Genomic DNA, 18,903 nt, shown 5'->3' on the forward strand with positions numbered 1-18,903 from the left:
GGTCTCAGGCGCGGGGATGCGCGGTGCGATAGACCTCGAGCAGGCGCTCGCTGTCGATGCCGGTATAAATCTGCGTGGTCGAGAGCGAGGCGTGGCCGAGCAACTCCTGGATCGCGCGCAGATCGCCGCCGCGGCTCAAAAGGTGGGTCGCGAAGGAATGCCGCAGCGCATGCGGCGTCGCGCTGTCGGGCAGGCCCAGCGCGCCGCGCAGCCGTTCCATGGTGAGCTGAATGATTCGCGGACTGAGCGGGCCGCCGCGGGCGCCGACAAAGATCGGTCCCTCCGGGGAAAGCGAATGCGGGCACATCGCGACATAATCCTGGACCAGCGCCAGCACGTTCTGCAGCACCGGCACCATCCGGGTCTTGTTGCCCTTGCCGGTCACGATCAAGACGTCGCCGGCACCGGGCAACGGCACCTCGCGGCGTTTCAAGCCGAGGGCTTCGGAGATGCGCAGACCCGAGCCGTACAGCAGCGCCATGACGGCGGCGTCGCGTGCCCAGATCCAGGGATCGCGGGTTTCGCCGGCGCGCTCGTCGGCGTCGGTGAGGCGTTTGGCCGCTGCCATCTGGATCGGCTTCGGCAGGCTCTTTCCGACCTTGGGCGCGCGAATCGCCGACAGCGCGCCGACCTTGCCCTGGCTCTCCCGTTCGAGGAAACGCCCGAACGAGCGCAAGCCCGCCAGCGCCCGCATCAGCGAGCGTCCGCCGATATCGTCCGCCCGCCGCATCGCCATGAAGGCCCTGATGTCGCTGGCCTCAAGCGCGGCGAACCGGGCAAGCGTCACTCGCGCGCCCCAATGCTCGCTGAGAAAGACGAGGCACTGACGGACGTCGCGGGCATAGGCCTCCAGCGTCTTGGGCGACAGCCTTCGTTCGCTGCGCAGATGCGACAGCCAGTGGGTCATCTCCAGCGTGATGTCTTCGGCGGCGCAGGCAAGTTCGATGGATTGAACCGCGGGAGCTGATTTTGTCATAGGCTGCCTTGGGGGCGCGCGATGATTCCTGGCGATTATATCGCACCTCCTTCGTTTACCGTTCGCTAACTTGCGAAAACCCCGACGGTCGGGCACTGGCCCCGGCCGGCCCACGACCTTAAGCTAGCCCCGCCTCCCAGTTCGAGCCCGATTCTCCCATGGACCACGCGACGCGCGCCGGCACCTCATCTGCATCGTCGACCCGCGTCGTCGATGTGCTGGTACCGGTCGCGCTCAATCAGAATTATTCCTACCGGGTGCCACGCGGCATGGAGCTGAAACCGGGCGATGTGGTGTGCGTGCCGCTGGGGCCGCGCGAGGTGGTCGCGGTAGTCTGGGCCGAAAACGCCAATCCCGATCCCCGCCTGCACAACCGCCTCAAGGACGTCGGCGAAAAGCTCGACGTGCCGCCGTTGAAAGAGGAACTCCGCAGCCTGGTCGATTGGGTCGCCAACTACACGCTGTCGGCGCGCGGCATGGTGCTGCGGATGACATTGCGGATGGGCGAACATCTCGGCCCGGAGCGGGTGCGGTTAGGCGTGCGGCTGGTCGGCGAAGTGCCCAAACGAATGACGCCGGCACGGCGGCGGCTGATCGAGGTGCTGTCGGATCGGTTGCTGCACGGCAAGTCCGAAGCGGCGAAGGAAGCCGGCGTCAGTGGCGGGGTGATCGATGGGCTGGTCGATGAGGGCACACTGACGACGGAAGCCATGCCGCGCGCGCTGGCGCCGCCCGCGCCCGATCCGTCATTTGCCGCGCCTGAGTTTTCACGCCAGCAGCGCACCGCCGTGGACGCCATGCGCGCGCTGGCGGCGAACGGCAGCTTTCACGTCGCGCTGCTCGACGGCGTCACCGGCTCGGGCAAGACCGAAGTCTATTTCGAAGCCATCGCCGAGATCATCCGCCGCGGCAAGCAGTCGCTGATTCTGATGCCCGAGATCGCGCTGACCGGACAATTTCTGGACCGCTTCGCGCAGCGTTTCGGCGTGCGGCCGCTGGAATGGCATTCGGAGCTGACCCCGCGCACCCGCGCGCGCAATTGGGCCGCGATCGCGGCGGGCGAAGCGCCGGTCGTGGTGGGCGCGCGTTCCGCGCTGTTTCTGCCCTATGCCAATCTCGGGCTGATCGCGGTCGATGAGGAGCACGACCAGGCCTACAAGCAGGACGAAGGCGCGCATTATCATGCCCGCGATATGGCGGTGGTGCGCGCGCATATCGCGAAAATTCCGATCGTGCTGGCGTCGGCGACGCCGTCGGTCGAGACCGAGGTCAATGCGCGCAAAGGCCGCTATCAGCGCGTGGTGCTGCCATCGCGGTTCGGCGGCCAGCACATGCCGCATATCGAGGCGATCGATCTGCGCCGCGAAGCGCCCCCGCGCGGCCGCTTCATTTCGCCGCGGCTGGCAGAACATATCCAGATCGCGATCGAGCGGCGCGAACAGGCGCTTCTGTTCCTCAACCGCCGCGGCTATGCGCCGCTGACATTGTGCCGGGCCTGCGGGCATCGCTTTGCCTGCACGATTTGCGACGCCTGGCTGGTCGATCATCGCTTTCGCCAGCGTCTGGTCTGCCATCACTGCGGCTTCTCGATGCCGCGCCCGCACGCCTGTCCGCATTGCGCCGCGGAGGAATCGCTGGTCGCCGTCGGTCCCGGTGTCGAACGCCTGCAGGAGGAAGCCGCACAATTGTTTCCGGACGCGCGCACCATGGTGCTGTCGAGCGACCTGATCACCTCGATCGAGACCATGCGAACCGAACTGAATGAGATCGCGGAAGGCCGCGTCGATATCATCATCGGCACCCAGCTGGTGGCGAAAGGCCACAATTTTCCACGGCTCAACCTGGTTGGCGTGGTCGATGCCGATCTCGGGCTCGGCAATGGCGATCCGCGCGCTGCCGAGCGCACGTTTCAGCTCCTCAACCAGGTGATCGGGCGCGCCGGACGCGATCAGGGTCGCGGTGTCGGCTATCTGCAAACCCATCAGCCCGAACATCCCGTGATGAAGGCGCTGGTGGCGTGCGACCGTGAGGCGTTTTATGCCAGCGAGATCGAGGCGCGCGAGCGCGCCGGCTATCCGCCGTTCGGCCGGCTGGCGAGCCTGATCATTTCCGCGGGCGACCGGCCCACGGCGGAGAGCTTTGCGCGAAAGCTGGCTGCGATCGCGCCGATCGATCCGCGCATTCAGGTGCTGGGACCTGCCGAAGCGCCGCTGGCCGTTATCAAGGGCCGCTATCGTTTCCGGCTCCTGGTGAAATCGCTGCGCAATGTCGATTTGTCGGACTACTTGCGCGAATGGCTCGCGGCCGGCCCCAAGACAAAGGGCAACCTCAAGCTTGAGGTCGACGTCGATCCGCAAAGCTTTTTGTAATGCGGCTTTGTCATTCCGGGGCGCGCCTTGGCGCGAACCACAGATGTGCAATTGCACATGGGGGAATCCTTGGATTCCGGGTTCGATGCGGAGCCTGTCATCGGGCCGCGCTTCGCGCGGACCCGTTGGCATCGCCCCGGAATGACTTCAGCAAAATGAGTTCCAGCAAGATGACTTCAGCAAAAAGCCTGCCGTCATTCGCGACGGCAGGCTTTTTTACGCGTGCAACAGGTTCCGCGGCGCAGCGGCCGCAATGCCTACCGGGTTTGATGGATCGGAAAAGGCCCCCTAACGTCTGAGGATGTCAGGAGACGACTTCGGCGACGACACGGCCGACGCCGGTGCTGGTCAGACCGATCGCGCGAGCCGCGCCCGTGGACAGATCCAGCACCCGACCGCGAACGAACGGACCGCGGTCATTGACGGTAACGACGACGCTGCGGTCGCCATGGGTTACCCTGAGCCGGGTCCCAAACGGCAGCGAGCGGTGGGCGCATGTCATCGCATTCTGATTGAAACGCTGGCCCGACGCGGTTTTGCTGCCGGATTCGTTGCCGTAATAGGACGCTATTCCGGAGAAGCTGTGTTCCGAGCCCGACGACCAACCACCGCTCGAAGCGCGATCGAGGGAACTGCTGGCGTGATGTGAATGGCGATAGCCGTGATGATGATGTCGATGCGATTTAGCCGAAGCTTCGGTGATGCTCCCGCCGACCAGAAGAGTTGCGGCGAAGAGCGTGAGCGCCGTGCGCGACTGGGTTGTAGTTCCCAGTGCCGGGTTTTTCGATGTAAGCATATTACGAGTCCCTCGAGATAGTATTGCCACATGTGTGACAAGTGGAACCCCCGTCCCATTCTCAGCAGTCGCCGTTTGGTGGCCTAATAAGGCGTAAGCTGGGCAGTAAATTGTTTTGTCTCATGCTGAAACATCTTGTGACGAAATGCGGATTATCCTGAGTCATTCCGTAGTAGTTCGGATTAATAATTTGTTTACTATTTTATACATGGGAATACTGACGAACGAAGTCATCCGCTTCAACCAAAAGGTTTGAGCAAGTAATGCGCGCGATTGAATAGTTCAGGGAAAAACCCGGTTCCGGCGGCAGGCTCATGGCGGCCATGCATCAGGGGGCGGAACAAATGCCCTTGCGCGCGACCGATAAAGGGTCAGCCGCCTCAGGTGCAAAGCAGCCGAATTCGCGGTGGCAAATTCGTCGGGAAATTCGCTCCTCGGAATCACGGCTTATGGATAGCGACAAGGCAGCACACGCCGTCGCCGTCATGTTGCACCTGCGCTCCTGCTATGTTAGCAAAGCCGCGATTTTAACGGTTCCGGTACAGCCCGTACCGGCCGAAAATCGAAGTCCCGCTTGAATTCCAAGGGCTTGGATCGCTAGGCGCCGCATTGTGGCGACGGTTTTTCCCTTGCGGATTCGACAGTAATAAAGAGCGCGCTTGTGGCTGCTGAAGATCCGTCCGTTTCGGGAGTGTCAGGCCGTTATGCAACGGCCTTGTTCGAGTTGGCGCGCGATGAAAGATCAATCGACGCGGTGAAGGCCGATCTCGACAGGTTCGACACCATGCTGGCGGACAGCGCGGACCTGAAGCGGCTGGTCCGCAGCCCGGTTTTTTCGGCGGATTCGCAGTCGAAGGCGCTGGCAGCGGTACTCGACAGGGCCGGTATTTCAGGCATTGCCGCGAATTTCCTGAGAGTGCTCACCGCCAACCGTCGGTTGTTCGCCGTCAGTGATGTGATCCGTGCGTTCCGCTCGCTGGTCGCCAAATTCAAGGGCGAGGCGATCGCCGACGTCACGGTCGCAGAAACGCTCAGCGACAGGAATCTCGACGCCCTGAAGACCGCACTGAAATCGGTGACGGGCAAGGACGTTGCGCTCAACGTGAAACTCGATCCCTCGATCATCGGCGGCCTTGTGGTCAAGCTCGGCAGCCGCATGGTGGATAGTTCGCTTCGCACCAAACTCAATTCGATCAAGCACGCGATGAAAGAGGCAGGCTGATGGACATCCGCGCCGCGGAAATTTCCGCGATCCTGAAAGACCAGATCAAGAATTTCGGCCAGGAGGCTGAGGTTTCCGAAGTCGGACAGGTGCTGTCCGTCGGCGACGGCATCGCCCGCGTCTACGGCCTCGACAACGTCCAGTCCGGCGAGATGGTCGAGTTCGAGAACGGCACCCGCGGCATGGCGCTCAACCTCGAGACCGACAATGTCGGCATCGTGATCTTCGGCGCCGACCGGGAGATCAAGGAAGGCCAGACCGTTAAGCGCACCGGCGCCATCGTCGATACTCCCGTCGGCAAAGGCCTGCTCGGCCGCGTGGTCGATGCGCTCGGCAATCCGATCGACGGCAAGGGCCCGATTGCTGCCACCGAACGCAAGCGCGTCGACGTCAAGGCGCCCGGCATCATTCCGCGCAAATCGGTCAACGAGCCGATGGCGACTGGCCTCAAGGCCATCGATGCCTTGATCCCGATCGGCCGCGGCCAGCGGGAGCTGATCATCGGCGACCGCCAGACCGGCAAGACCGCGATCGCGCTCGACGCCATTCTGAACCAGAAGCCGCTGAACGCCACCGGCGACGAGAAGATCAAGCTGTATTGCGTCTATGTCGCGATCGGCCAGAAGCGCTCCACGGTGGCGCAATTCGTCAAGGTGCTGGAAGAGCAGGGCGCGCTGGAATATTCCATCGTCGTCGCGGCCACCGCCTCCGATCCGGCGCCGATGCAGTACATCGCACCCTTCACCGGCTGCACCATGGGCGAATACTTCCGCGACAACGGCATGCACGCGGTCATCATCTATGACGATCTGTCGAAACAGGCGGTCGCCTATCGCCAGATGTCGCTGCTGCTGCGCCGTCCGCCGGGCCGCGAAGCCTATCCGGGCGACGTGTTCTATCTGCATTCGCGGCTGCTCGAGCGCGCCGCCAAGCTCAACGACGAGCAGGGTTCGGGTTCGCTGACGGCGCTGCCGATCATCGAAACCCAGGCCAACGACGTCTCGGCCTATATTCCGACCAACGTGATCTCGATTACCGACGGCCAGATCTTCCTGGAAACCGACCTGTTCTTCCAGGGCATCCGCCCGGCGGTCAACGTCGGCCTGTCGGTGTCGCGCGTCGGATCGTCGGCGCAGACCAAGGCGATGAAAAAAGTCGCCGGCAAGATCAAAGGCGAGCTCGCGCAGTACCGCGAAATGGCGGCGTTTGCGCAGTTCGGCTCCGATCTCGACGCCTCGACGCAGCGCCTGCTGGCGCGCGGCTCGCGCCTGACCGAACTTCTGAAACAGCCGCAGTTCTCGCCGCTGAAGATGGAAGAGCAGGTCGTGGTGATCTACGCCGGCGTCAACGGCTATCTCGACGGCATTCCGGTCGCCAAGGTGCGCAGCTTCGAGGATGGCCTGTTGTCGCTGGTGCGCGGCAAGAAGGTCGATCTCCTCAACGCCATCCGTGACAGCCGCGACCTTACCGACGACACCGCCGCCAAGCTCAAGTCCGTGGTCGAGGGTTACGCCAAGACGTTTGTTTAACACCGTCGTGGCCGAGCTTGTCGTCGCAAGTCGGATTTATCCGACTTGCGCAAAATGAATAAGACGGAACTCGCGAAGCGAGTTCCTGTGCAGTCTTTGAACGTGGTTGAAATTTCAAGACGTGGATGCCCGGCACGAGGCCGGGCATGACGAAATAGAGGGCTTGCGGTCGGATCGAAGGTCGGATCGCCGGGGTGAACTGAGAAATGGCTTCACTTAAGGACATGCGGGTCCGCATCGCCTCCACCAAGGCGACGCAGAAGATCACCAAGGCGATGCAGATGGTCGCGGCCTCGAAGCTGCGTCGCGCGCAGAACGCCGCCGAGGCGGCACGGCCCTACGCGGAAAAAATGGATGCGGTGATCTCGAATATCGCCAGCGCCGCCGCCGGCTCGCCCGGCGCACCGGTGCTGCTGGCCGGTACCGGCAGGGATCAGGTACATCTGCTGCTGGTCTGCACCGGCGAACGCGGCCTTTCCGGCGCGTTCAACTCCTCGATCGTGCGGCTCGCCCGCGACCGCGCGCTGGCGCTGATGAACCAGGGCAAGGAAGTCAAAATCTTCTGCGTCGGCCGCAAGGGTTTCGAGCAGCTGCGCCGCAGCTTCGAAAAGCAGATCGTGGAGAACCTCGAACTGCGCTCGGTTCGCCAGCTCGGCTTCGTCAATGCCGAGGACATCGCAAAGAAAGTCATCGCGCGCTTCGATGCCGGCGAATTCGACGTCTGCACGCTGTTCTATTCGCGCTTCAAGTCCGTGATCGCGCAGATCCCGACCTCGCAGCAGATCATTCCGCTGGTGGTGGAGGCCGAGCCCGCCAATGCCGGCCCGGCGACGTCTTACGAATATGAGCCGGAAGAGGATGAGATCCTGAGCGGCCTGCTGCCGCGCAATCTCGCGGTGCAGATTTTTCGCGCGCTCCTGGAAAACAACGCCTCGTTCTATGGCGCGCAGATGAGCGCGATGGACAACGCCACCCGCAACGCCGGCGACATGATCCGCAAGCAGACCCTGATCTACAACCGCACCCGGCAGGCGATGATCACCAAGGAACTGATTGAAATCATCTCCGGCGCGGAGGCGCTCTGACGGCCGCATGACGACAGGAGGCAATCCATGGCTTATGTGACATCAGCGACGACCAAGGGCGGCCGCAACGGCCGCGCGATGCTCGACAACGGCGCGCTGGCGCTGGCCATGGCCGCGCCGAAGGAAATCGGCGGCGCCGGCGACGGGCATAACCCCGAGCAGCTGTTCGCGCTGGGCTATTCCTCCTGCTACGGCCAGGCGATCCTGCTGATCTCGAAGAAATACGGCCTCGACGGCCAGGCGGCGCGGGTGACCTGCGAAGTCACGCTGGACCAGAAGGACGGCGGCTTCGGCCTCGCCGTCGAACTCAAGGTTTCGATTCCTGGCGCCGACAAGGAAAAGCTCCAGCAACTGGTCGAGGAAGCCCACACGGTTTGCCCGTACTCGAAGGCGACCAAGGGCAATATACCGGTCAAGCTGACCGTCGTTTAAGTTTTCGGACTTCAAGGAGAGAGTTTCATGGCTACACCCGCCAACCAGACCGGACGCATCACCCAAGTCATCGGCGCCGTGGTCGACGTGCAGTTCGAAGGACATCTGCCGGCCATTCTCAACGCGCTCGAGACCCAGAACGGCGGCAACCGCCTGGTGCTTGAGGTCGCCCAGCATCTCGGCGAATCCACGGTGCGCACCATCGCGATGGATACCGCCGAAGGCCTGGTCCGCGGCCAGGAAGTCGGCGACACCGGCAACCCGATTATGGTGCCGGTTGGCGCCGGCACGCTCGGCCGGATCATGAACGTGATCGGCGAACCCGTCGATGAAGCCGGACCCATCAAATCCGAGGGCAACCGCGCCATCCATCAGCCGGCGCCGGCCTACACCGAGCAGTCGACCGAATCGGAAATCCTCGTCACCGGCATCAAGGTCGTCGATCTGCTGGCGCCCTACGCCAAGGGCGGCAAGATCGGCCTGTTCGGCGGCGCCGGCGTCGGCAAGACCGTGCTGATTCAGGAACTGATCAACAACGTCGCCAAGGCGCATGGCGGCTATTCGGTGTTCGCCGGCGTCGGCGAACGGACCCGCGAGGGCAACGACCTCTATCACGAATTCATCGAATCCGGCGTCAACAAGAAGGGCGGCGGCGAAGGCTCCAAATGCGCGCTGGTCTACGGCCAGATGAACGAGCCGCCGGGCGCGCGCGCCCGCGTCGGCCTCACCGGCCTCACCGTGGCCGAGCATTTCCGCGATCAGGGTCAGGACGTGCTGTTCTTCGTCGACAATATCTTCCGCTTCACGCAAGCCGGCTCCGAAGTGTCGGCGTTGCTCGGCCGCATTCCCTCGGCCGTGGGCTATCAGCCGACGCTGGCCACCGACATGGGCGCGATGCAGGAGCGCATCACCACCACCACCAAGGGCTCGATCACGTCGATTCAGGCGATCTACGTTCCCGCCGACGACTATACCGATCCGGCGCCGGCGACGACGTTTGCCCATCTCGACGCCACGACCAACCTCGATCGCGCGATCTCGGAGAAGGGCATCTATCCGGCGGTCAACCCGCTGGATTCGACATCGCGGATGCTGTCGCCGCTGATCGTCGGCGAGGAGCATTACGCCACCGCGCGCATGGTTCAGCAGATCCTGCAGAAGTACAAGTCGCTGCAGGACATCATCGCCATTCTCGGCATGGATGAACTGAACGAGGAGGACAAGGTCACGGTCGCCCGCGCGCGCAAGATCGAGCGCTTCCTGTCGCAGCCGTTCTTCGTTGCCGAAGTCTTTACCGGCTCGCCCGGCAAATTCGTCGACCTCGCCGACACCATCAAGGGTTTCCGCGGACTTTGCGAAGGCAAGTACGATCACCTGCCCGAGCAGGCCTTCTACATGGTCGGCACCATCGAAGAGGCGGTCGAAAAGGGCAAGAAGCTCGCAGCCGAAGCCGCTTGAGAGGCGAATAGCGAATAGGGAGTGGCGAATAGGGAAGTCGGTCGAGTGCTCTAACTACTCGCCATTCGCTATTCGCCATTCGCCACCTCCTGATTCAAATCGACGGACGCATCCCATGCCCACCACCTTCCACTTCGATCTCGTTTCGCCGGAAAAGCTCGCCTTCTCCGGCGAAGTCGATCAGGTCGACGTCCCCGGCATCGAGGGCGATTTCGGCGTACTCGCCGGCCATGCGCCGGTCGTGGCCGCGGTGCGGCCCGGAATCCTGACGGTGACGTCAGGCGGCACGCACCAGAAGATCATCGTGCTCGGCGGCCTTGCCGAAGTCTCCGACAAGGGCCTGACGGTGCTGGCCGATGTGGCCACCTCGCTGGAGGACCTGGATCGGGCCAGGTTCGCCGACCAGATTTCCGAAATGGAAGCCAAGCTCGCCGAGAAGGATGGCTCCGAACTCGACCGCGCGCTCGAGCGGCTCGATCATTTCAGGAGCATCGAGAGCCAGCTCAACTCGACGGCAATGCACTAGCCCGAAGCTTCATCCGGCGAACTTCGGGCGCGCGAACCTTGCGCCGGAATGTTCAGCGTCCGGACCGATACGCCATCCCGCCGATCTGACGGTCGAAACCCGGTAGCGCCCCGGGGCTTCTGACGGCATCCTGCCACCGGTGGATCGCCGGGGGCTGTCTTCATGAAGCGCAAAATCGCGGCGATTTTTGCGGCCGATATTGCCGGCTACTCCAGGCTGGTCGCCGAGGACGAAGAGGAGACGCTGCGTCGTCTCGCCTCCTATCGGTCCGTCACCGACGACTTCATCGCCAGGTATGGCGGCCGCATTTTCAACACCGCATTTAGTTCGAGACCGATGTCGCCTTGCGGACGAGCACGCTGTCGCCGTTCCGGCTGATTTCGAGCGCACCTGCCTGGTGCGGTGTTGAGAAAGCCACCCTCTGACCCGGTGCAAGAACAGACACAACACGGATCGGCGGCCCCGCCATGCCCTGCGCAAGGGTCGTGACAACATGGAATCCATCGCGCTCGACGGTGTAGTAGGCGACACCGGACACCTCGCCGAGGTCGATGCTCTTGGCATCAATCGGACGCAGGCCGTCGGCGTTGGCGGCCTGCAGAGAGGCCAAGGCGAATGCTGCGGCAACAAGCATGCTACGGATCGACATATCGATCTCCTTTGGGTTGCGACATAAAACCTGTAAAGCGTAGGCATCTAGGCGTTCGCGCCGCCGTCGACGGTCAGCGTCGAGCCGGTGATGTATTGAGCCTTCGCGCTCGCCAGGAACGCTACCGCGTTGCCGATGTCCTCCGGCGCGCCATATCGACCTAATGCCATGAACTGTTTGAGTGTCTCCGCGTACGGGCCGTTTGCCGGGTTCATGCCGGTGTCGATAGAGCCCGGCTGCACGAGGTTGACCGTGACCTCCTTTGGGCCGAGCTCCCGCGCCAACGCCTTCGTGAACGCGGCCAGCGCCGATTTCGATGCCGCGTACACGCCGAGGATCGCCGCGGGTACGCGGTCTGCGAAGTAGCTGCCGATGGTGATAATGCGACCGCCCTTGGTAAGGTGAGCCAGAGCGGTCTTGCTTGCGATGATCTGCGCACGCAGGTTGACGTTCAGGAGCGCGTCGATGTCGGCGAGCGAAATGTCCTTGAGTTCGCCCGATCGAAGAATCCCTGCGTTGTTGACGAGGATGTCAAGCCCGCCCAGCTCGACGACTGTCTTCTCGACCGACGCCTGAACCGCGGCGGCGTCCGCGCTGTCAGCCTGGATCGCCACGGCTCTACGCCCCTTCGCCTTTATAGCACTGACGACCTCGGCGGCACTCTCGGCTGACTTCTCATAGGTGATCGCCACATCCGCGCCTTCCGCGGCGAGCGCTTTTGCAATGGCTGCACCAATACCTCTGCTGGCCCCGGTCACCAGAGCCCGTTTTCCCGCTAGCGTCATTTGCATTCTCCAATTCTGTGTTGATCGACACAGAACGACATAGGCTCTTGATCGAGCACGTCAAGTGACTTATGTGTTACTCGTTATAAAAAGGACGGTGATGGCAGTTATCGGGCGGCCGAGGGAATTTGATCGCGACGCGGCGCTTGAGGCCGCCATGTTCCTGTTTTGGCGCAAGGGCTTCTCGGCAACTTCGATGAACGACCTGTGCGACGCCATGGGCGTCCGCTCTCCAAGCCTCTATGCGGCTTTCGGCAGCAAGGAGGCGCTCTATCTCGAAGCGGTCGAGCATTACGTCCGGACCCAAGGGCTCCGGGTCTGGGGCAAACTTGCGGAAGGAGCGACTGCTCGCGCCGGCATTGAGAACCTGCTGATCGCGGGGACCGAGAGTCTGCCGAAATCCCGGGCGACGCCGGCAGGCTGTATGGCGGTGCTGGCGGCCGTCGGCGACGAATGGCCGGCCGCGATCGCGCGCGTCGCCAAGAAGGTCCGGCTCGAAATGCTGGGCATGCTCCACGCGCGGCTGCAAACTGCGGTGGCCAAAGGCGAACTGCCCGCCTCGACCGATGTCGATGGCCTGAGCCGGTTCTATTTGAGCGTCTTCCAGGGAATGGCCATTCAGGCGCGAGACAGCACCACTCAGGCGGAGTTGAGAGCCGTAGCTGAAGCGGCAATGGCTGCTTGGCCGGGCAGCGGCTAGAGGTAGTCCGCGGGAAATACGCTTCTCGACAGGGGCGAGTCGGGACGCATCAGACCGTCGCTAATGGCCGCTGCCTTCGGGTCAATCGCGTCACTTTGGCCATGCCACAGTCACTTCAGGTTCGCACTCAACTCCGGATATGTCGCGGCGCCGCAATAACCGGGCGCGTCACGCAATTCCGGCAAAGCGTTGCGCGACGGCGCGATAGACATCGCGCCGAAAGGGCACCACGAGATCGGCGACGCGATCAAGCCGCTCCCATCGCCACGCATCGAACTCCGCCGGCTGGCCGTTGCGCGGCGTCAGCGGATCGATCTCATCGTCGGATCCGGCGAAACGGAGCGCGAACCATTTCTGGCGCTGGCCGCGGAATTTCGCCAACCGGTGCGAAGAAGCGCCCGCGAACGGCGGAAACTCGTAAACCAGCCAATCGGTTTCGGCGAGGTAATCCGCCTTGGTGACGCCGGTCTCTTCCCAGAGTTCCCGCATCACGGCCTCGCGCGGATTTTCCTCGGCGTCGATGCCGCCCTGCGGCATCTGCCACTCCAGGCCCGGAAGAATGATTTCCGGTCCGTCGTCCCTGAAGCGCCGTCCGATCAGAACCTGACCGGCGGCGTTGAACAGGGCGATACCCACATTGGGGCGATAGGGTTTGCTGTCTGTCATTGTGGCCTAAAGCGTGATGAGATGAGGTTAGATTCGACGCAGCGGAAACTTTACCTCTCCCATAGGGAGAGGTCGGCGCGTAGCGCCGGGTGAGGGGTTACGGTTTATCGTTGGTTCAGCACCCCCTCACCCGATTTGCGGAGTTTATCATCGGGCGGCGCTTCGCGCCGACCCGTTGGCAAATCGACCTCTCCCCGCTGGGGAGAGGTGAACCGGAGGGCAGACCGATTCAATCGAAAACCATCTAGCTACCGGCGAGCCTGGAAAATTCCTTGACCACGCGCTCGTAGACCGGGCGCTTGAACGGAACGATCAGGTCAGGAAGATTCTTCATCGGCTCCCAGCGCCAGCTGACGAACTCCGCCTTGTGGCCGCCGGGGCTGGCGACGTTGATCTCGTCGTCCTTGCCGGTGAAACGAACTGCGAACCATTTCTGCCGCTGGCCCCGGTAGCGGCCCTTCCAAGCCCGCCCGGCGACGGTACGCGGAATGTCGTAGATCAGCCAGTCCGCGATCTCCCCGAGTTTCTCGACCGACCGGACGCTGGTTTCCTCATAGAGCTCGCGCTTCGCGGCCGCCCAGGTGTCCTCGCCGGGATCGACGCCGCCTTGCGGCATCTGCCAGACATGGGATTCGTCGACGTGTTCGATACCGCCGGCACGACGCCCGATGAAGACCAGCCCGGCCGCGTTGATCAGCATCATGCCCACGCATGTTCGATAGGGCAGGTCTTCGTAGCGTGCCATTCCGTCAAAGCCTTTTGCGGTCACACGGCCGGTTTGACGGGCGAGACCCTTTCGGGTCCGAAGTCGCGCCAATCGGTTGATCCTAGCCGGATCTTGATTTCAGCATTGCGGTTGTCAATGGCACAAGCATAATCCCACGGCTTTCGAGCGTTTTCGTCCAGGCTCCGATCCGCTCGATCGAGATCGGCAGCGCCGAGGCGATGCCGACCGCGGTTCCGCGTTCCTTCGCCAGATTTTCAAGCTTTGCCAGCACCCGGTCGATCTCCGCCGATGTCGGTACCGCATCGATGGTGAAATCGGCCTTGGCGAAAGGCATCGCCTGGCTTGCCGCCAATGTGGAGGCGACGCTGCGCGGCGCCGAGCCGTCGTCGAAATAACCGAGCCCGCGCTTGGCGGCCTCGCGGATGATGGGCTGCATCACCGCATCGGCGACGACGAAGCGCGCGCCCATGAAATTGGCGATCCCGGCATAACCCTGGAAGCGGCTGAGGTGCCAGTACATCCGGTCGAGGTTCTGCTCGGGCGCAAGCGTCGTCAGCAAGGTCTGCGGGCCGGGGTCGTTGTCGGGATAATCGAACGGCTCCATCGGAATCTGCAGCAGGATCTCGTGGCGCTGGGCGCGCGCCCGTTCGGCCAGCTTGCCCGGATCCGAGCCGTAGGGCGTGAAGGCCAGCGTCACCGCGGCCGGCAGTTTCATGATGGCGTCGGTGGTCTTGGCCGCGCCGACGCCAAGCCCACCGATCACGATGGCGACCACCGGCATTTTTGCAGCTTTGGCACGATCGGCTTCGGCGGCGTAGACCGTGAATGGCTTCAGCCCGTCCGACACCACCGGGATCATGCCGTAACGGGATTTTTCCAGCAGGCGCTGATCGATCCCGGCCATCATGACCGGCGCGGCTTCGGCCCCGGCCTGATCCGCACCCTCGCCCGATATCACGACGTCGTGGCGTGTGCCGCTGGAGCCGTCGATAATGGTGACGGTCATTGGCCCGGCCGGTGCTGCCTGCTTGGCCACGGATGCCGCGGCGGGGGGCGCAGCGGTGCTTGGGAGCGTCTCGGCAGGTTTTTCGGTCCCAGGGATTGGCTGACGCAGCGCGATGCGCGCGATCGGCTCGCCGCCCAGCGGATTGTCATTGAAAATGGCGAAGCCAACGAAGGTAACCAGAAACAGGCCCAGCAGCACGGCGACCGCCTGGGTTCCGGTAAACGGCAGCCGATAGGGGCGCTTTCGGCGCGCCGTCTTCTGTCCGAGCGGCGTGCTCAGATCGTCGGCCGTCTCTACCATGGACCTCCCCGAATCAACCGGGGCCGACGATACCACGGCGGGGCAAGCCCGCGGCAGTTCCGCACGCGTTCGCTCGCCGCGCTAAAGCGTGATGAGATGAGGTTAGGTTGAACTGCGGCGCAGCGGAGATTTTACCTCTCCCATAGGGAGAGGTCGGCGCGTAGCGCCGGGTGAGGGGTTACGGTCTATCGTTGATGCAGCGCCCCCTCACCCGATTTGCTGCGCAAATCGACCTCTCCCCGCTGGGGAGAGTTGAAGGTTACCCATCCGTCCGCTGGACAACGTCCGCGGGAACAAGGCTGCCAAACAAAAAGGACGGCCCGAAGGCCGCCCTTTCGCAAACGCCGTCAGCGCACTTGTTTCAGTTCGCATCCTTGGTGGGCTTGTTGTCGATCGCAGCCTTGTCGCCGTTGACCGGCGGCGTAGCCGGCGTGGTGGCGCTCGACTTGATGCCGTGCAGCAGATCATCCGCCACTTTCAAAGCCTTGTCGTCCTTGGCGTCCGGCGGCACGTAGGATTGCGAGCCGGTCTTCTCGTCGCCCTCGGACTTCAGATGACCGCGCAGCGAGGCTTCGCCCTTGGTGTCGGTCCGCGACTTCAACTCATCGGGCACGTCCTGCAGCACCTCGATATCGGGAACGATGCCCTTGGCCTGGATCGATTTGCCCGATGGCGTGAAGTAGCGCGCGGTGGTGAGCCGCAACGCGCCGTTGCCGGAGCCGAGCGGAATGATGGTCTGCACCGAGCCCTTGCCGAACGAACGGGTGCCGACCAGCGTTGCGCGCTTGTGGTCCTGCAACGCGCCGGCGACGATTTCGGAAGCCGATGCCGAGCCGCCGTTGATCAGAACGATCAGCGGCTTGCCCTTGGCCAGGTCGCCCGGATGGGCGGCGCGGCGCTGGGTTTCCTCGGCGTTGCGGCCGCGGGTCGAGACGATCTCGCCGCGTTCGAGGAAGGTGTCGGAAACCGTTACCGCCTCTTCCAGCAATCCGCCGGGATTGTTGCGCAGGTCGATGATGAAGCCCTTCAGCTTGGCGTCGCCGATCTGCGTGGTCAGGTTGGCGATTTCCCGCTTCAGGCCTTCGGTGGTCTGTTCATTGAAAGTGGTGATGCGGATATAGCCGATATCGTCAGCTTCGACATGCGCGCGCACCGAGCGGACACGGATGTTGTCGCGCACCAGCGTGACGTCGATCGGGTTGTCCTGACCCTTGCGGATGATCTTCAGCTTGATCTTGGTATTGACCGGCCCGCGCATTTTCTCGACGGCCTGATTCAGGGTGAGGCCCTGCACGGCTTCGTCGTCGAGATTGGTGATGATGTCGTTGGCCATGATGCCGGCCTTGGAGGCGGGCGTGTCATCGATCGGCGAGACCACCTTGATCAGGCCATCTTCCATCGTGACTTCGATGCCGAGACCGCCGAATTCGCCGCGGGTCTGCACCTGCATGTCGCGGAAGCTCTTGGCGTCCATGTAGCTGGAATGCGGATCGAGGCCGGACAGCATGCCGCTGATGGCGGATTCGACCAGCTTGCTGTCGTCAGGCTTCTCGACGTAGTCGCTGCGCACCCGCTCGAACACGTCGCCGAACAGATTGAGCTGGCGATAGGTGTCCGAGGTCGAGGCACGCGCACTCGATCCCATGAACACCGAGCGCGGCTGGGTCACGAACAGCATCAATGCCGCGCCGGTGGCGGCGCTGAGGAGAATTACAGAAGTCTTGCGCATCATCCGCGAACCTTTTCGCCTTCACTTGCGGCCCACCATGGACCTGGATCGATTGGAGTGCCGTCCTTACGGAACTCGACATAGAGCACGGGCTGACTCGCATTGGTCGCGAGGATAGCTGCGACCTGGGAGGTCGTCCCCATGGTCGCGACCGGCTCCCCCGTAAGTACAAACTGGCCGATGTTAACCGAAATGCGCTCCATCCCGGCGATCAGCACATGATACCCGCCCCCGGCATTGAGGATCAAGAGTTGTCCGTAGCTGCGAAACGGCCCGGCGTAAACAACCCATCCATCACACGGTGTTGTGACCTGGGCCCCCGCCCTGGCCGCCAAAGAAATGCCCTTTTCTACGCCACCCGAGCCATCGGAACTGCCAAATTCGCGAATCTTGACGCCGTTAACCGGTAACGCGAATAAACCCTTGGCGGACGCAAAGGCAATGGCCGGACTCATGCGGGCCGGGTCCTTCAGCGCTCCCAGATTTGGCTTGCCGTTGATGGTGGCCGGAGCGCCCTGCAGGCTGGCCGTCTCCGCCGCCTTCGCGGCGCTCTTCAGATCCTGCTCCATTTTGGCGATCAGGCCCTGCAGGCTGTCGACCTGCTTGGACAGCGCAATGGCGCGCGCGCCTTCCGCCTCCATGTCCTTCTCGATCGAATTCTGCTTTCGCTGACGTTCGTCGACCAGCGCGGCGAGCCGGGTTTGGTCGTCCCCGAGTTTGTCACGGTCCAGCGCGAGCTGATCACGCTCGGTGGCGATGTCTTTGCGAAGCGCAATTAGCTCCGTGAGATCGCCGGCCAGTTTCTCAGCCCGTGCCCGCAACTCAGGCACCACCGATCCGAGCAACATCGCGGTGCGAAGCGATTGCAACGCATCTTCCGGCCTGACCAGCAGGGCCGGAGGGGTACGTCGTCCCGCGCGCTGCAGAGCCGCCAGCACCTCGACGATCTCGGAGCGACGCGAATCGAGCGAGGCGCGAATCTGCTGCTCGCGTGTATCGAGCGGGCGCAGCCGCGCCTCGGCGTCGCCGATCCTGGTCTCGACGCTGCGCACCTGGGCGGCGATGTCGATCAGTTGCTGGTTGAGCTTGCTGCGGTCCTGACCGATCGCCGCGATATCGGCCTTGAGCTTCTCCTGCAGGTCCGCCGCGTTTTTCTGCTGCGTACGGGCGGCCTCGAGTTCCTGCTCGCGCGCCTTGATGGCGTCCGGTGCGGAGGCCGTCGCCTGCGGCGTTGCGGCTGCGACCTGCGCGGCCGCGGGCGCCAGGCTGATCCCGGCAAAGCCTGCGGACAACAACGCGATGGAAAAGGGAATGCGGATGGAAGATCGCTGGCCGCGACTGGCGGTGTCAGAGTACGACTGAATGTTCAACGCTGGCTGCATCTAGACCGAATCAGTGCTTTCGAGAGTTTGCGCCGCCGTGGCTTATGCCCGGTGATAAGGGTGGCCTGCCAAAATGGTCGCGGCCCGATAAATCTGTTCCAGGAGCATGACGCGAACCATTTGATGCGGCCAGGTCGCAGAGCCGAACGCAATCCCAACTTTTGCCTTGCGCCTTAAATCGGGCGAAAGTCCGTCCGCGCCGCCGATTACGAAAATAGTATGGGCGACCGACGCGTCCCGCCAGTGGCCAAGATGCCGGGCAAAAGCCGCGCTGTCGATATTGTCGCCACGCTCATCCAGGGCCACCAGGACCGATTTCTCGGGAATCGCCGCCGAAATCGCCGCCGCCTCCTCGGCCATGCGGGTGATGGCGTCGCGGGCACGGCTCTCCGGAATCTCCCGAATATCCAGCCCCCGAAAGCCGAGTTTACGGCCGATGTCGTCGAATCGCTCGCGATAGCGCTCGCACAGTTCCCGCTCCGGGCCCTGCTTCAGCCGGCCGATGGCAATGACGACGACGCGCATGAGCGCAACGCTACCATGCGCTCAGCCGATTCCCCATCGGC

General features: G+C 63.2%; 18 protein-coding genes. 8 read left to right on the plus strand and 10 right to left on the minus strand.

The genetic code is table 11. The annotated features are described in order from the left end of the window. Nucleotides 1-4 precede the first annotated feature (4 nt). Nucleotides 5-976 carry a tyrosine recombinase XerC gene (locus tag B5527_RS42245; protein WP_079606779.1) on the minus strand — a complete coding sequence of 324 codons (972 nt, stop codon included), beginning with the start codon at nucleotides 974-976 and terminating at the stop codon, nucleotides 5-7. Between the two features lie 158 nt (nucleotides 977-1,134). Here B5527_RS42245 and B5527_RS42250 point away from each other — a divergent pair, with 158 nt between their 5' ends. Next, nucleotides 1,135-3,345 (plus strand): primosomal protein N', encoded by a 2,211-nt coding sequence (locus B5527_RS42250; protein WP_079606780.1) that lies wholly within the window; start codon nucleotides 1,135-1,137, stop codon nucleotides 3,343-3,345. A 304-nt stretch (nucleotides 3,346-3,649) separates the two neighbouring features. On the opposite strand, the gene B5527_RS42255 is transcribed toward B5527_RS42250, so the two are convergent. After that, nucleotides 3,650-4,141 (minus strand): septal ring lytic transglycosylase RlpA family protein, encoded by a 492-nt coding sequence (locus B5527_RS42255; RefSeq protein ID WP_079606781.1) that lies wholly within the window; start codon nucleotides 4,139-4,141, stop codon nucleotides 3,650-3,652. 661 nt (nucleotides 4,142-4,802) lie between these two features. Here B5527_RS42255 and B5527_RS42260 point away from each other — a divergent pair. From B5527_RS42260 to B5527_RS42285, 6 genes are all read left to right on the plus strand, one after another. Then, a complete protein-coding gene (locus B5527_RS42260) occupies nucleotides 4,803-5,363 on the plus strand; it encodes a F0F1 ATP synthase subunit delta (protein WP_079606782.1) in 561 nt (186 codons plus the stop codon). Then, nucleotides 5,363-6,892: a F0F1 ATP synthase subunit alpha gene (atpA, locus tag B5527_RS42265; RefSeq protein ID WP_079606783.1), complete on the plus strand. Its 1,530-nt coding sequence runs from the start codon at nucleotides 5,363-5,365 to the stop codon at nucleotides 6,890-6,892. Before B5527_RS42260 ends, atpA begins: the two co-directional genes overlap by 1 nt. Before the next feature lie 206 nt (nucleotides 6,893-7,098). After that, nucleotides 7,099-7,977: a F0F1 ATP synthase subunit gamma gene (locus B5527_RS42270; RefSeq protein ID WP_079606784.1), complete on the plus strand. Its 879-nt coding sequence runs from the start codon at nucleotides 7,099-7,101 to the stop codon at nucleotides 7,975-7,977. Between the two features lie 27 nt (nucleotides 7,978-8,004). Then, nucleotides 8,005-8,409, plus strand: a complete 405-nt coding sequence (locus B5527_RS42275) for an organic hydroperoxide resistance protein (protein WP_079606785.1) — start codon at nucleotides 8,005-8,007, stop codon at nucleotides 8,407-8,409. A 27-nt stretch (nucleotides 8,410-8,436) separates the two neighbouring features. Continuing rightward, a complete protein-coding gene (gene atpD, locus B5527_RS42280) occupies nucleotides 8,437-9,867 on the plus strand; it encodes a F0F1 ATP synthase subunit beta (protein WP_079606786.1) in 1,431 nt (476 codons plus the stop codon). Nucleotides 9,868-9,982: 115 nt separating this feature from the next. After that, nucleotides 9,983-10,393, plus strand: coding sequence for a F0F1 ATP synthase subunit epsilon (locus B5527_RS42285; RefSeq protein WP_079606787.1), 411 nt, complete (start codon nucleotides 9,983-9,985; stop codon nucleotides 10,391-10,393). A 322-nt stretch (nucleotides 10,394-10,715) separates the two neighbouring features. Here B5527_RS42285 and B5527_RS42295 read toward each other — a convergent pair whose 3' ends face one another. Both B5527_RS42295 and B5527_RS42300 read right to left on the minus strand, forming a co-directional pair. Beyond that, nucleotides 10,716-11,042, minus strand: coding sequence for a hypothetical protein (locus B5527_RS42295; protein WP_079606789.1), 327 nt, complete (start codon nucleotides 11,040-11,042; stop codon nucleotides 10,716-10,718). A 47-nt stretch (nucleotides 11,043-11,089) separates the two neighbouring features. Next, nucleotides 11,090-11,827 (minus strand): SDR family oxidoreductase, encoded by a 738-nt coding sequence (locus tag B5527_RS42300; RefSeq protein ID WP_079607914.1) that lies wholly within the window; start codon nucleotides 11,825-11,827, stop codon nucleotides 11,090-11,092. A 100-nt stretch (nucleotides 11,828-11,927) separates the two neighbouring features. On the opposite strand from B5527_RS42300, the gene B5527_RS42305 reads away from it, so the two are divergent. Beyond that, nucleotides 11,928-12,527 (plus strand): TetR/AcrR family transcriptional regulator, encoded by a 600-nt coding sequence (locus B5527_RS42305; protein ID WP_079606790.1) that lies wholly within the window; start codon nucleotides 11,928-11,930, stop codon nucleotides 12,525-12,527. Between the two features lie 168 nt (nucleotides 12,528-12,695). Here B5527_RS42305 and B5527_RS42310 read toward each other — a convergent pair whose 3' ends face one another. From B5527_RS42310 to rlmH, 6 genes are all read right to left on the minus strand, one after another. Beyond that, the gene (locus B5527_RS42310) at nucleotides 12,696-13,193 is read right to left on the minus strand and encodes an RNA pyrophosphohydrolase (protein WP_079606791.1); all 498 of its coding nucleotides are present in this window, start codon (nucleotides 13,191-13,193) and stop codon (nucleotides 12,696-12,698) included. Nucleotides 13,194-13,437: 244 nt separating this feature from the next. Further along, on the minus strand, nucleotides 13,438-13,938 hold the full coding sequence (locus B5527_RS42315; RefSeq protein ID WP_079606792.1) for an RNA pyrophosphohydrolase: 501 nt from the start codon (nucleotides 13,936-13,938) through the stop codon (nucleotides 13,438-13,440). A gap of 82 nt (nucleotides 13,939-14,020) precedes the next feature. After that, nucleotides 14,021-15,226 (minus strand): divergent polysaccharide deacetylase family protein, encoded by a 1,206-nt coding sequence (locus B5527_RS42320; RefSeq protein ID WP_079606793.1) that lies wholly within the window; start codon nucleotides 15,224-15,226, stop codon nucleotides 14,021-14,023. Between the two features lie 361 nt (nucleotides 15,227-15,587). Further along, nucleotides 15,588-16,958, minus strand: coding sequence for a S41 family peptidase (locus tag B5527_RS42325; protein ID WP_079606794.1), 1,371 nt, complete (start codon nucleotides 16,956-16,958; stop codon nucleotides 15,588-15,590). Then, nucleotides 16,955-18,337, minus strand: coding sequence for a murein hydrolase activator EnvC family protein (locus B5527_RS42330; RefSeq protein WP_079606795.1), 1,383 nt, complete (start codon nucleotides 18,335-18,337; stop codon nucleotides 16,955-16,957). The genes B5527_RS42325 and B5527_RS42330 overlap by 4 nt, the downstream gene beginning before the upstream one ends. A 42-nt stretch (nucleotides 18,338-18,379) precedes the next feature. Next, on the minus strand, nucleotides 18,380-18,862 hold the full coding sequence (gene rlmH, locus B5527_RS42335) for a 23S rRNA (pseudouridine(1915)-N(3))-methyltransferase RlmH (protein WP_079606796.1): 483 nt from the start codon (nucleotides 18,860-18,862) through the stop codon (nucleotides 18,380-18,382). Between the last annotated feature and the right edge of the window lie 41 nt (nucleotides 18,863-18,903).

The sequence above is a fragment of the Bradyrhizobium erythrophlei genome (genome assembly GCF_900129425.1).
Lineage (GTDB): Bacteria > Pseudomonadota > Alphaproteobacteria > Rhizobiales > Xanthobacteraceae > Bradyrhizobium > Bradyrhizobium erythrophlei_C.

What these genes read in the sequence shown, in the direction of transcription:
- B5527_RS42245 (WP_079606779.1), bottom strand. Translation starts at nt 976, where the DNA reads ATGACAAAATCAGCTCCCGCGGTTCAATCCATCGAACTTGCCTGCGCC.
- B5527_RS42250 (WP_079606780.1), top strand. Translation starts at nt 1,135, where the DNA reads ATGGACCACGCGACGCGCGCCGGCACCTCATCTGCATCGTCGACCCGC.
- B5527_RS42255 (WP_079606781.1), bottom strand. Translation starts at nt 4,141, where the DNA reads ATGCTTACATCGAAAAACCCGGCACTGGGAACTACAACCCAGTCGCGC.
- atpA (WP_079606783.1), top strand. Translation starts at nt 5,363, where the DNA reads ATGGACATCCGCGCCGCGGAAATTTCCGCGATCCTGAAAGACCAGATC.
- B5527_RS42270 (WP_079606784.1), top strand. Translation starts at nt 7,099, where the DNA reads ATGGCTTCACTTAAGGACATGCGGGTCCGCATCGCCTCCACCAAGGCG.
- B5527_RS42275 (WP_079606785.1), top strand. Translation starts at nt 8,005, where the DNA reads ATGGCTTATGTGACATCAGCGACGACCAAGGGCGGCCGCAACGGCCGC.
- atpD (WP_079606786.1), top strand. Translation starts at nt 8,437, where the DNA reads ATGGCTACACCCGCCAACCAGACCGGACGCATCACCCAAGTCATCGGC.
- B5527_RS42285 (WP_079606787.1), top strand. Translation starts at nt 9,983, where the DNA reads ATGCCCACCACCTTCCACTTCGATCTCGTTTCGCCGGAAAAGCTCGCC.
- B5527_RS42295 (WP_079606789.1), bottom strand. Translation starts at nt 11,042, where the DNA reads ATGTCGATCCGTAGCATGCTTGTTGCCGCAGCATTCGCCTTGGCCTCT.
- B5527_RS42300 (WP_079607914.1), bottom strand. Translation starts at nt 11,827, where the DNA reads ATGACGCTAGCGGGAAAACGGGCTCTGGTGACCGGGGCCAGCAGAGGT.
- B5527_RS42305 (WP_079606790.1), top strand. Translation starts at nt 11,928, where the DNA reads ATGGCAGTTATCGGGCGGCCGAGGGAATTTGATCGCGACGCGGCGCTT.
- B5527_RS42310 (WP_079606791.1), bottom strand. Translation starts at nt 13,193, where the DNA reads ATGACAGACAGCAAACCCTATCGCCCCAATGTGGGTATCGCCCTGTTC.
- B5527_RS42315 (WP_079606792.1), bottom strand. Translation starts at nt 13,938, where the DNA reads ATGGCACGCTACGAAGACCTGCCCTATCGAACATGCGTGGGCATGATG.
- B5527_RS42320 (WP_079606793.1), bottom strand. Translation starts at nt 15,226, where the DNA reads ATGGTAGAGACGGCCGACGATCTGAGCACGCCGCTCGGACAGAAGACG.
- B5527_RS42325 (WP_079606794.1), bottom strand. Translation starts at nt 16,958, where the DNA reads ATGATGCGCAAGACTTCTGTAATTCTCCTCAGCGCCGCCACCGGCGCG.
- B5527_RS42330 (WP_079606795.1), bottom strand. Translation starts at nt 18,337, where the DNA reads ATGCAGCCAGCGTTGAACATTCAGTCGTACTCTGACACCGCCAGTCGC.
- rlmH (WP_079606796.1), bottom strand. Translation starts at nt 18,862, where the DNA reads ATGCGCGTCGTCGTCATTGCCATCGGCCGGCTGAAGCAGGGCCCGGAG.